The organism is Marinicrinis lubricantis, assembly GCF_042658665.1.
GTDB classification, from domain to species: domain Bacteria; phylum Bacillota; class Bacilli; order Paenibacillales; family KCTC-33676; genus Marinicrinis; species Marinicrinis lubricantis.
Window position 1 is genome coordinate 117,615 of record NZ_JBHSQV010000184.1, and the last position, 12,511, is coordinate 130,125.

A 12,511-nucleotide genomic window follows, 5' to 3' on the forward strand; every position below is an offset into this window, starting at 1 on the left:
TTTGTTCGATTCATTGTATGCCGCTAATCCAAATCACTGCTGTTCGTCTCGGCCTTCCCTGAGCAGCCAGGTTATGATGCTTAAATAACACAATATAGAGAATAGGAACAGAATAATGAACGAATGCAGCAGGCTTGTAAATAAATACAGGTTCTCATCATTCAGGCTGAAAACGACCAACGCTCCGCTTAGCACTTGAGCAACCGTTAGAACAATGATGGCTATAGAGCCTGTCCTTACTTCCTTCAGTAAATGATACCGCCGGTAGCCGATATGAGCCACCCATGCAACCAATAAGAACAATAGCAGTGCCCCTAAACGGTGAATGAATGCAACCCCTTGAATTCCTTCTAGAGAAGGGATCACTTCCCCGTTGCACAGCGGCCAATCTCTTCCGCAGCCTGCAGCCGCATCCATATGCCGTACGTACGCACCTAAGTATACGACAACATACGTGTAGATCAGCGTCAGCCAAACCATCCACATAAAGCCGCGAGACACTTTCGGACTGCCCTCCGTTGCCTCCCCCCACCCGCTAGGATGATCCGGCAGATGTGCCTTCCTCAGCACCAATACAAGAAGCAGCGTACTTGCAAAGCCGAGCAGCGAAAATCCGAAATGCAGCGCCATGACAAGCGGGGAGGTTGGATATATAACAGCCAGAGCACCTAATGCGGCCTGCAGAATGGTGAAAAACAATGCTGCCGACGCATACAGCTTGGCCTCTTTGCGCTTCACATGCTTCATGACGGCAATGAATGTGCCCAGCACCAATAAGCCTCCAATGCTGGTTACCAACCGGTGATTATATTCAATGATGGAAGGAATGGAGTACGCCGGAATAAATTTTCCGTGACAAAGCGGCCAATCCGTTCCGCAGCCTTCGCCGGATTCCGTCTGCGTCACCACGGCGCCAGCCATCACAATGATAAACATACCGATACAGGTGACCAACGCCAGTCTTTTGGTCCATTTAAGCATAGATGTCACCTTCTTAACTTGGATATTGAATAATAAGAGTCACGATAGACGGATGGTCCTATGATGACCTGATAAAACCATCCTATGAATACTACTTCATTATATCCAGAAAAACAGTCCAATTCCAATTTGAACTGTTACAATGTTATGTCATGTGGGTGTCATAAGGGTGACAAGCACCCTTGCCTAAAGCTTTGCATACGATAAGAAACAAACACATTTTTCGAACCGTTAAAGGTAAATGGCAGGTATATGCGTCCCATTCCATCGTCAAGCATATGCCAGGTCACGAATGTAAAAAACGGCTTTCGAATAGGAGGGGTTGAAATGAAAAGATGGTTTACAGCCGCACTCGCCGTTCTCTTCTGCGTATCCATCTTCCTTACTGCATGCAGCAATTCAAAAGAGGATCAAACACAAAAAATTCGAATCGGAGAAGTGACGCGTTCCTTATTTTACGCACCGCAATATGTAGCGATTGAAAAAGGTTTTTTTGAAGAAGAAGGACTCAACATTGAGCTGACCACCACTTTTGGCGGCGACAAAACGATGACTGCTCTTCTGACCGGAAGCATCGATGTAGCTCTTGTCGGCTCTGAAACGTCGATCTATGTGTATCTCCAGGAAGCTGAAGATCCGGTGATCAACTTTGCCCAATTGACCCAAACCGACGGGACGTTCCTCGTATCGCGCGAACCGATCGAGAACTTCAGCTGGGATATGTTGAAGGGCTCTACGTTTTTAGGGCAGCGTAAAGGCGGCATGCCGCAAATGGCCGGCGAATTTACGCTGAAGAAAAACGGAATCGACCCGCACAGTGATTTGGAGCTCATTCAAAACGTCGAGTTTGCTAATATTCCTTCCGCATTCGCTTCTGGAACCGGCGACTTTGTTCAGTTATTTGAACCGCAGGCGACCATTTTTGAACAGGAAAATCGTGGTCACATCGTCGCTTCCTTCGGGACAGAAAGCGGGCATCTTCCCTATACCGTGTTTATGACAAAGCAGAGCATGATCGAAGACGATCCGGAAGTCGTTCAAAAGTTTACCAATGCAGTATATAAAGCGCAGCAATGGATTCAAGAGCATGAGGTGGAAGAAATTACGGAGCTTGTGATGCCATACTTCGAAGATGCCGACCAAGATACCGTAACTGCCGTTATTCAGCGCTACAAAGAACAAGGCAGCTTTGCCACAGATCCTACCATCGATGAAGAAGAATGGAACAATTTACAGGATATTATGGAAGAGGCTGGAGAATTACCGGAGAGAGTCGAGCACGGCACATTAGTCAATAATTCGTTCGCGGAAGAAGCGATGAAATAATAGAGGAGCCCGGCGTCAGTTTAATACTAGCCAAGGGGGGATCCGCATGCAGCACGTAGTCAGTATGAACCACGTTTCTCACGTCTATGTTACGGAAAGGGAAGCATCACTCGCAGTGCAGAATATTCATCTGCAAGTCCGCGACGGTGAATTCATCAGCCTGGTTGGACCGAGCGGCTGCGGAAAGACGACACTGCTGTCCATTATTGCCGGGTTGATTCAACCGACCGAAGGAACCGTACAAATTGAAGGAAAGCCGGTGAAAGGTCCACACCCGAAGATCGGTTACATGCTTCAGCAGGATTATCTCTACCCGTGGCGAACGATTTGGAGCAACGCCATTATTGGGTTAGAGCTTCGAAAGCAGCTTCGTCCTGAACACGAACAATATGTGTCCCACTTGTTAGAAGAAATGAACTTAAGCAAAGCACGAGACCTGTATCCTCACCAGCTGTCAGGCGGTATGAGACAGAGGGTTGCGCTGGTACGAACGATGGCGACCCGCCCGGATGTGCTCCTGCTCGACGAACCTTTTTCGGCGCTCGATTACCAAACGAAGCTGCAGCTTGAAGATCTCATTCTTCAAACGATAAAGAACCATAAAAAAACCGCAATCTTAGTCACGCACGATATATCCGAAGCCATTGCAATGAGCGACAGAGTGATTATGCTTGGAAAAAATCCCGGAAGAATTCGCAAGGAATTCGTCGTACCTGACCCCATCCGAAACGCGCTGCCGTTCGAAGCCAGGGAGGCGACAGGATTCCACGAGCTGTTTCGGGAAGTGTGGCAGGAATTCGAAGCGATGGATAAGGAGGGGTGAGATGTGAATACGAAGCTGACCGAGCAAGTTCACGACGCTTATAAAAAGCAGCTGCGAAAGGAAAAAGGATGGGTATTTACGACGCAGCTGCTCATTCTCGCCCTTTTCTTTGGTTTATGGGAAGTCGCCGGACGCTTGAAATGGGTCGACGTGCTGCTGTTCAGCTATCCGAGCAAAATTGTCGCTCTGTTATGGGAACAAGCGGCGGAGGGGTCTCTATTCATGCACACGGCGTATACCGTAGGTGAAACCATCATCGGATTTGTACTTGGTACGCTGCTGGGTACAGCGCTCGCTACACTCATCTGGTGGTCCCCTTTTCTATCCAAAGTATTAGATCCGTTCATTGTCGTATTCAATTCCATGCCCAAGGTAGCGCTGGGACCGCTGTTTATCGTCGGACTTGGACCGAATATGCTATCTATTATCGGGATGACACTAGCCATTACCGTCATTATTACAACACTGGTCGTCTATTCGAGCTTCAAAGAAGTCGATCCGAATTACATTAAGGTGATTACTATATTCGGCGGACAAAAAAACAAAGTATTCCAGAAGGTCATTCTCCCCGCTTCCATCCCCTCTATCGTCTCTGCGTTAAAAGTAAATGTGGGGCTGGCCTGGATCGGCGTCATCGTCGGTGAATTTCTTGTATCCAAGCAAGGATTAGGCTATTTGATTATATACGGCTTCCAGGTATTCAACTTCACCTTAGTGCTGGGCAGCTTGTTCGTTATTGCGATCATCGCAACGGGAATGTACCAAGCCGTGGCTTACTGGGAGAAGCGCGTAACCGGGGGCAGATGAGTTCATGCCATCATAAATAGAAGAGTAAAGGTCTGGTCTTCATTCTAATAAAGGCCAGACTCTATTTTTTAACAATCCATTTCCCCATAAAAACAACAATTTTGATTTGCTATAATACAATTAGTAATAAAGTGGAAATAAAGGAGATGGAATGAAAAAAAGACATAGCATATTCGTCATACTGCCCAAAATATGCAATGTCCTTCTTTCAAATTGACTTATAAACAACAGATTGCACCTTATACCGCTGCCGCGACGGCTACGACTCGATCCAGAAATTCTTCGATTTCGGCGCGGGTTTTTCTCAGCTTGCTCACAAAACGAATAAGCTCATTGCCTTGCTTGAATGCTACAAAGCTTGGAATCCCCAGTATATTCAATTCGAAGCAAAGATCCGGAAGCTCATCCCGGTCGACTTCATAGAAATTCAAACGATCAGAATACGCCTCTACGACTTCCGGCATAAACGGATCAATAAAATGACAGTCCTTGCACCATGTCGCCTTAAATACAACGACGGTAGGCTTTTCTCCGGCAATCAGCTCTCTGTATTGTGCGTCTGATGTGATTTTTTCCATTGTTTTTCACCTCTTATTTTAGCAGCTGACACACGCACTCCGAGCACACTTAATATACTCTTTCCACGATGACAATATCCGCCTGCTGCTGCCATTCCACTTGGCCGCCAAGTTCGTGAACAAGCCATTTGATCGGAACATAAATCTTATTCCCAACCAAATGCAGCCCCGTATCTGCAGGCAGAGCGGTCATATTGCCATCGATCCATGCATGGTTACTATTTATCTTAAGAATAATTTCCTTATTCGTCAATGAATCGATTATCGTCACCTGCTGATTCACACGGTCCCAGCTTACATCCGCCCCCAAATGTTCGGCGACATAACGAACCGGCACATAGGTGATGCCAAATTCGACAAAAGGTTCATCCCACTCTGCAGCCATTTCTTTATCTTTTGCCGAAAATGGCATGAGGAACAGCTCTGTCCGATTTAGATCAAACATCGATGCCAATTCGTAAAGGACCGAATCTGGATCCACGTTCCTGAAGAAATCCGCTGCAGAAGGCTGCAGCGGCCCCTCGAACCGCAGGGCATCGCTTACATCCAGCTTACTCGCTTCCACGGGTTTGTCTACATTCCAATATTCCATTTCTCCGGTGATCTGAATAGACTGAATCGAACTGAATTCCGCTTCCAGCTTCGGTGCAAGGGTGATATCAAACAATTGCTTACGTACATATCCGTGGGTATCGAAATACAAATCGACCGATACGTAGCTGTCATCCTGCAAAAGTGTCTGCAGCGTCTCATCCTGATCTGCCTGCTTCATCCAGCTATCCCACTGCTCCAGCAGAGCAGGCAGTTCTGCTTGAATGGCAGTATAAAGCATTTCAACGAGAACCGATTTATCCGGCATCGAATTCACTGCACCCGGGTCATTCATAGTCATCATTCCTTCAATGACCGGTGACAAAACATCATAAAGCTCACTGATCAACTGCTTGAGCCCGGCTTCATCTTCTGCCACCTTATGAATAAATGCCGTTAATATCGGCAGTAGATCACTGCCTTTCACGACAGCATGAACATGGGTCAGATTCACATCTTGCCCTTGAATTTTCTCGGTGACATGAGAAAGCTTGATTTCTGGCGGATTGGGCAAATGCTTAAAGGCAAAAGCGCTGACGAGACGCATGAGTTCGGCATATTCCGATTGAAACTGCTGTTGTATCGCCCCGATCTCCGCTGGAATTTCATCAGGCAGGGATGTACTGATGTAGATCGGCTTGGATATACCGTCCAGATTTAACGCCATCCCATCCTGATCGGCTGACATAGTGATAGGCATGCTTAAGCTGCCCGACACCCACTCGCCGTTCATCGATATCTCATAGGGGTTCTCCATCGCAATATGATTGAACCGCAGCTCCATGCCGTTGAATAAGTCCACAACCTCTCTCTGTTCATCATTCAAGCTTGCCGATTCCGACGTCTCCAGCCTCAGCGATATACTGCCTTTTGCTTCATAGCTGCCCAGCGCTGAATTTTGCACCATCCATTTCTCAATATCTACACCAGCTATCTGCTCACAGCCAGTCAAAACGATTGCCGCGGACAATACGCCGCTGATCCACAGCAAAGACTTTTTCACCCATCGGCTTTTTACTTTGAGGCCCATTTTCATTCCCCTCGCTTTCGTGATTCTTGAATCTTCTTCTCCTCTCTATCTCCGGTCTCATATTCGAGGTGCATAGTGGACATCCTGAATCTCATACGATGCATCATGACAGGACGATTTCTCAAGTTAGATTCAGCAAGCTGCATGAAGAGGAGGAACTATGGTTCGTGTAAAGGAGCGTTCTTGGTGGTCCGTGTTATCGAAAGCAGTCCTTCATTTACCTATGCATATGTTGGAATGGTGGAATGAAGACCATCAAAAGGCAATCCCCCTGATGACTCAGAGAAGCTGGAAGGAGCTTGAGAAGGAGCTTAGGCGAACACTCGAAAGCCATCACAACGGAAACGATCTGAACCCACATATTCCCCTAATGCCAAGCTCGGAAATGATCGCATTGATCGCTAAAATCCAGCAGGAGACAGCTGAGCTTAACCGCAACAATGTAACGCGTACGGCGGCATACAAACGAATATATGATGAGTTCCCTGAGATCCATTGGGCGCTGCTGGCCCATATGGTGTCGCGAAACGGCGGATGGAGTATGACCGATCTGCAAGGTGAATGGCTGCCCCGCTTGTTGGGAGAACAAGAGCGAAAAGATCTTTTTTTATTTTTAGAGCACGCGAATGCGTATATTTTTCAGGATGCATATCCGCAGCTTGCTTTGTATCGAGAAAGTAAAAGAAGAAACAAAAATCTCATGCCGCTTATCGGCCGATTTCATGTTTCCCGTTTCATGCTCCCGATCTGGGAGCGATTTATGCATTCCGGAGAGTCGGAGCTGCTCTCCGTCGCCCTCATCATTAATGAACAGCATTATATCGAGGATCGAGTCGTCCGTGATCCCTACTTCACATCGCATGTCGTTGAATCGCCGGCGTTCCAGCTCCAATCCCTGCTGCAGCTCAATCAAATTTTATTCCCGGCTCATTCTTCCGATCCAACTGTGCCTTATCGCTTGTCGGGGCTTATTATCGAGGACTTTTCCAGTCTTGATGAGCGCATTCATTTTGGGAAAGACTTATATGCCATTCTTTTCCGTAAAAAAGACATGCTCAGCGGCGTGCTGGGCTTTGCGGGTGCACATCCCCATACCGGCTCGCGCCAAGATTATTGGCCGCAGCTGTTCAGCAGCATCCGCCGGTCCCCGCCCGCATTCAATTATAAGGCCAAGTTAGAAAATGGCCGACTGAGGAAAGGCGCTCCCCCCATCTTTAGCCCGCGTTTGGAAGCGGCTTGGAAAGAACAAAGCTTGCGTGATCCGGATCGCAAAGATTGGTTCCAAAACGAAAAGGCGATCGGATATCTCAAGGACATCCGACCGCCCAAACATGTCGATATGGAACAAGAAGCGATATGGGGCATGGAAAAGCTGGAAGCCGCCGTCTTAGCAGGACAGTGGCTGGGATGGAGCTAGTTTTGCTCCATCGCTTTTTCTTTTGGCAGCCATTTTGCCGCCAGCGGTTCAATACGCCTGCGGATTTTCCCAGGGAGCATTTGAATATCTTCCAGTGTCAGCGCACGGAACATGCCCAGTAGCACAGGATACAGCAGCAGCGTCATTCCGCCCGTAATTCCTCCGGCAAGCAAATAATCGAGCTTGCGTATGCCGGTATGCAGCCATTCATGGGTGAGCCACTCCACTCCAAAGCCGGCAGCTGTAATCAACATTGTCGTCAGAATATATCCTTTCCAACGTTTGCCCAGCACCCGGTAATTTACTGTTTTTTTCAGAACCTGAAGATTGAGAATCATCGTTACAAGGAAGCACAGGGTCGTCGACCAAATGATTCCGTTCATGCCGAAGAACGGCGCAAGCAGGAAGCTTCCTGCCAGCTTCACGATAATGCCGACAAACACATTCCACATCGGTGCCCTCGTTTGACCGAGTCCCATAAGGATCGAAGCCGAGGTCATCATCATAATTTGGAAGATTGAGCCGATAATCATCCAAAAAATAATGCCCGTTCCATTCAAATCCTGGAACAGAAGACCATTCAGCGGTCTTGCGGCGACCCCCATTGCGATAACAATAGGGAGTCCGCTGATGATGGAAATCCGAAGCGCTTGAGAGGCTTTGTGATTAACTTCGAGCTGATCCTTCTTCGCATACGCAGCAGAAACGACTGGCACGATCGAGGTGCTGAGCGCAATCGCTACGATGGGCGGAATACCGGCAATCGACTGCGCCCGCATCGTCAGCACACCCAGTGCTTCCGTCGCTTCCGTTAGGCCGATGCTTCCCTTCAGCAGCCGGATCACGATCGATGAATCAATAAAATAAACGAGCGGTACAGCCATCGAGATCAAGCTGATCGGAACCGACAGCTTGAAGATCGCTCTGTAAATTTCCTTAAAAGGCATAGGAGCTGCGGAACCGGACGTCGATTCACTCTTGGCACGTGCAGCAACCATCGCCTTCTCTTCCTTGTTCAGCTTTCTCTGGTAATACAGCATCACCACGAATGCGCCGACCGCTCCGGCCACGCCGCCGAACGAAGCTCCGGCAGCTGCCCATTCCTTGCTGTAGCCTAATCGCAAAATGACGAAGGCCAGCAAGACTGCCGTTGCGACTCTTAAAATCTGCTCGAAAATTTGCGATAATCCGCCCGGCATCATCTGCTGATGGCCTTGAAAATAGCCCCGCATCATCGCAATGAGCGGGAACAGCAGCATCGCTGGAGCAAGAGCCTGGATGGACAGCGCAGATTCTGGATTATTCGCGATGTGCTCGGCATAGAACGGTGCCCCGATCATGAGCACCGCCGTGATGACAACCCCTGCGGTCACCGCGAACATAACGGCTGCACGGTAAATACGCCTTGCCTCTCCGACCTGCTCCAGCGCCAGCTTCTCCGACACCATCTTGCTGAGCGCACTTGGAATGCCGGCCGTAGCCACGATCAACAGCATAAAATAAACGTTATATGCTACGCCATAAGGTGAAGATCCTTCATCACCTAACATATTTTGCAGAGGAATGCGTTGAATGAGTCCAAGAAAACGGGCGACCAATGCGGCCGCCGCTAATATTACGGTTCCTTTAATTAATGAATCCTTCGCCAATGTGTTCCCCTCATTTACATAGTTTCCGCGGCGATATATTTCCGCACCACATGAGCCACTCCATCCTGGGCATTCGTTAAGGTCACATCGTCCGCACGTTCCTTTACGGCTTCCTGGGCGTTGCCCATCGCAATGCCGAGACCCGCTTCCTCGATCATCGACAGATCATTCAAGCTGTCTCCAACCGCAATGACCTGATCCATGCCGATACCCAACAATTCGCATACTTGCCGCAGCCCGCTCGCCTTGCTCACACCGGGAGGATTCAGTTCTAAATTGTTCGGATGAGAATTCGTAATCTCATAAATTCCCTTCGCACTTACGGTATCCTTAACAGCCTTCAAAACATCCAGATCCTCAATGTAATAGCCGAATTTCAGCCACTCTACAGACGCAGGATCGCCCGGGTACCACGTTTCCTTGTTGAAGACGCCTTCCGTCGAATACGCCCAGTACCAAACGTCGTGCGACAAAGCGAGCTCCCTCAGCTCCATAATCCATTCCAGCTTCATCGTATGACGGCTCATGACACGGGAAGGATTCTCCCATACCTCGCTTCCGTTGACGGTCACCAGCGGCGACGTTAATTGTAACTGTTCCACGTACGGCCTCAAACTGTGCATGCCTCTCCCGGTTGAAATACAGACCGTTACACCAGCCTCTCTAGCCATTCGGAGCCAGTGCTGGTTCGTTTCGCTGATTTCTTGATGATCGTCCAGCAGCGTACCATCCATATCTAACGCCAGCAGCTTATAGTTTCGCGTCATCACTCCACCCGCTTTCTGTATATTTGAGGAACTGCTAGACTGCAGAGGTTTGAAGCGCAGGCTGCGTTCCCATGTATGTCTCATGCCATAAAGCGAACATATACAAGGTCCATAGCTTTCGGGCATGATCCGCCGAGCCGTCCCGATGCTCCTTCAGCAAGTTCTCCACAGAGCCTTTATGGAAAAAGGCGCTGGCCTCGCTGGAAAGGATCGTGTCCATAACCTGATTACCCCGCTGTCCTTTCATCCAATCGCGCATCGGCACCGGAAAGCCCAGCTTCGGCCGGTTCAATATAAAATCAGGGATAATCCCTTCCATCGATTTGCGGAAAATATATTTCGTCGTCCCCTTCGAAATGCGATATTTCGCTGGGATTTTCCGAACAAGCTCGAACAGTTCCTTATCAAGGAACGGCACACGCAGCTCGAGCGAGTGGGCCATCGTCATTTTGTCCGCCTTCATCAAAATATCGCCCGGCATCCACAGGTTCAAATCGATATACTGCATGCGGCTAACCGCATCGAGATGCTTCGTGCGATCATAGAACGTCTGAGCGATCTCCCACGGATTGCGGTAGGTCGACAGCAGCTGGCGGTCCACCTGCAGCACTTCCGCCTTCATCTCTTCGTTAAAAATGCGGGCGTTCCCGAGGAATCGCTTTTCCAGATCAGTCGTGGCACGCAGCAAATAGTTTCTGCCGTACATGCTGGAAGGCAGTCCTTTCGCCATCCCGTGAACCATCCGCTTGATGATGCCCGGCAGCCAAGAGAGCGGCCGCAGCGCCAGCGGTTCGCGATAAATGCGATAGCCGCCGAACAGCTCGTCCGAGCCTTCGCCGGAGAGCACTACCGTCACATGGCGCCTTGCCAGCTCCGCCACATGATACAGCGCGATGGCGGAAGGGTCCGCGACCGGCTCGTCCTGATTCCATGCCGCCTGCGGCAGCGTATCGAAATAATCCTGCTCCGTGATGATCTTCGCATAATGCTCCGAGCCGATCGCTTTTGCCGTTTCTGCCGCAATAATCGTCTCATTGTTCGGTCCTTCGAACCCGACAGAGAACGTCTTAATCGGCTCCACCTGCCGCATGAGCGCAGCAATGGCCGTCGAGTCAATGCCGCTGGATAAGAAGCAGCCGCGCTGCACGTCACTGACCAAGTGATGCGTTACGGAATCCTTGAGCTTCTCCCGAATTTCTTCAATGTAATCGCCAAAGGATCGATCCACCGGTTCGAACATGGGATCCCAATATTTGTTCAAGGTCACTTTACCGTCTGTCGTCACCGTCACCGTATGCGCAGGCGGTAGCTTCTTAATCTGCTCGAACATTGTATCCGGCTCCGGCACATACTGAAACGTCAAATAGTTCAGCAGCGATTCCGTGCGTACCTTCCTCGTGATGCCTGATTTCAGAATGCTCTTAATCTCCGAGCCCCAAACAAAACGATCCGCATCATGCACATAATAAAACGGCTTAATGCCGAAATGATCCCTCGCTCCAAAGAGCTGCTGCTTGTTCCGATCCCAGATCGTGAAGCCGAACATCCCTCTTAATCGTTTCACACATTCCGTACCGTACTCTTCATACAGATGCACGATGACCTCTGTATCGCTGTGCGTTTTGAACTGATGGCCTTTGCCGATTAATTCTTCTCTCAGCGCCTTGTAATTGTAGATTTCACCGTTAAACGAAATCCATACCGTCTCGTCCTCGTTGCAAAGCGGCTGGTGGCCTTCTGCCAGGTCGATAATCGACAATCTGCGGAAGCCGAGCGCCGCTCCGTCTCCAATCCAAGTGCCTGCGTCGTCAGGCCCGCGGTGAATTATTTGATCCATCATTTGTTGTAACACATCTATATCAGGCTGCTGTCCATGGAAATGGACCATTCCGGTAATTCCGCACATGCTGCTCCGTATCCTTTCTCGTATGGGTTCAAAACAATCATTCTCAAATTATAGCACATCCCGATTCACAAGTTGAACTAAGCTTTTATAAAGAACGTGTCACGGTGAAACCAAATGGATTGTCAAAACGGCAGCTAACATATTTGCTTGTTTCTTTGCACGCTGGAAAACGAGCTTTTTTCACTTTTTTTATATAGGCTCTGTTAAAGTTAGTTATTGATACCATAAAAAAGGAAAAAGCAGCCTTTTTCGGCTGCTCAGCATGTTTAAACATCTACCTGAATCAATTTCATAATGCATCGTTCTAAAAAACTGTAGACTAACCCGACTACAAATTTAGTGTTGTTATTTTCATTTTGTAGACCTTCTGGCAAAGTGAATCATGGGCTACTGGACAACTTTCGCATTCCTTTGGTCGCACATATTTGAGCGTTTCATACTTGGGATCATAGCTGTCATAGCGGTAGGGATGCTCTCGTACACATGTAGGAGCAAAGTGCTCATCAAAACCTACCATTTCCGGTTCACGTCGTCGGTTGTAGGCGATGATGGCATGGGCTTTTGCTTGGCGAACTTGTTGGTAGATCGATTCAAAATCATATCCAGCATCCATGGTTGCATATTTGAAGGTGTAGC

General features: G+C 48.8%; 10 protein-coding genes and 1 pseudogene. 4 read left to right on the top strand and 7 right to left on the bottom strand.

Translation table 11 applies throughout. The features are described from left to right. Positions 1–33: 33 nt before the first annotated feature. Positions 34–981, bottom strand: a complete 948-nt coding sequence (locus ACFPXP_RS20505; RefSeq protein WP_379896284.1) for a COX15/CtaA family protein — start codon at positions 979–981, stop codon at positions 34–36. A 327-nt stretch (positions 982–1,308) separates the two neighbouring features. Between ACFPXP_RS20505 and ACFPXP_RS20510 the strand changes: the two genes are divergently transcribed. Genes ACFPXP_RS20510 through ACFPXP_RS20520 form a run of 3 tightly spaced genes read left to right on the top strand, consistent with a single transcriptional unit; the run spans position 1,309 to position 3,937 of the window. After that, positions 1,309–2,307 (top strand): ABC transporter substrate-binding protein, encoded by a 999-nt coding sequence (locus ACFPXP_RS20510; protein WP_379896285.1) that lies wholly within the window; start codon positions 1,309–1,311, stop codon positions 2,305–2,307. Positions 2,308–2,353: 46 nt separating this feature from the next. After that, complete coding sequence (locus ACFPXP_RS20515; RefSeq protein WP_379896286.1) at positions 2,354–3,130, top strand: ABC transporter ATP-binding protein; 777 nt, start codon at positions 2,354–2,356, stop codon at positions 3,128–3,130. Positions 3,131–3,133: 3 nt separating this feature from the next. After that, positions 3,134–3,937 carry an ABC transporter permease gene (locus ACFPXP_RS20520; protein ID WP_379896287.1) on the top strand — a complete coding sequence of 268 codons (804 nt, stop codon included), beginning with the start codon at positions 3,134–3,136 and terminating at the stop codon, positions 3,935–3,937. Between the two features lie 239 nt (positions 3,938–4,176). On the opposite strand, the gene ACFPXP_RS20525 is transcribed toward ACFPXP_RS20520, so the two are convergent. Together ACFPXP_RS20525 and ACFPXP_RS20530 are read right to left on the bottom strand one after the other, a co-directional pair. Further along, complete coding sequence (locus tag ACFPXP_RS20525; RefSeq protein WP_379896289.1) at positions 4,177–4,515, bottom strand: thioredoxin family protein; 339 nt, start codon at positions 4,513–4,515, stop codon at positions 4,177–4,179. A gap of 49 nt (positions 4,516–4,564) precedes the next feature. Next, positions 4,565–6,136, bottom strand: coding sequence for a copper amine oxidase N-terminal domain-containing protein (locus ACFPXP_RS20530; protein ID WP_379896290.1), 1,572 nt, complete (start codon positions 6,134–6,136; stop codon positions 4,565–4,567). A 160-nt stretch (positions 6,137–6,296) separates the two neighbouring features. Between ACFPXP_RS20530 and ACFPXP_RS20535 the strand changes: the two genes are divergently transcribed. After that, positions 6,297–7,553 carry a DUF2515 family protein gene (locus ACFPXP_RS20535; protein ID WP_379896291.1) on the top strand — a complete coding sequence of 419 codons (1,257 nt, stop codon included), beginning with the start codon at positions 6,297–6,299 and terminating at the stop codon, positions 7,551–7,553. On the opposite strand, the gene ACFPXP_RS20540 is transcribed toward ACFPXP_RS20535, so the two are convergent. The 4 genes and pseudogenes from ACFPXP_RS20540 to ACFPXP_RS20555 form a co-directional block, all read right to left on the bottom strand. Beyond that, on the bottom strand, positions 7,550–9,202 hold the full coding sequence (locus tag ACFPXP_RS20540) for a putative polysaccharide biosynthesis protein (protein WP_379896292.1): 1,653 nt from the start codon (positions 9,200–9,202) through the stop codon (positions 7,550–7,552). The genes ACFPXP_RS20535 and ACFPXP_RS20540 overlap by 4 nt on opposite strands. A gap of 14 nt (positions 9,203–9,216) precedes the next feature. Then, entirely contained in the window at positions 9,217–9,969 is a 753-nt protein-coding gene (locus tag ACFPXP_RS20545; RefSeq protein WP_379896293.1) for a Cof-type HAD-IIB family hydrolase, read from the bottom strand. Positions 9,970–10,003: 34 nt separating this feature from the next. Beyond that, positions 10,004–11,875 carry an asparagine synthase (glutamine-hydrolyzing) gene (gene asnB / locus ACFPXP_RS20550; protein WP_379896294.1) on the bottom strand — a complete coding sequence of 624 codons (1,872 nt, stop codon included), beginning with the start codon at positions 11,873–11,875 and terminating at the stop codon, positions 10,004–10,006. Between the two features lie 340 nt (positions 11,876–12,215). Continuing rightward, a pseudogene (locus ACFPXP_RS20555) lies at positions 12,216–12,511 on the bottom strand (IS5/IS1182 family transposase); the annotation flags it as partial.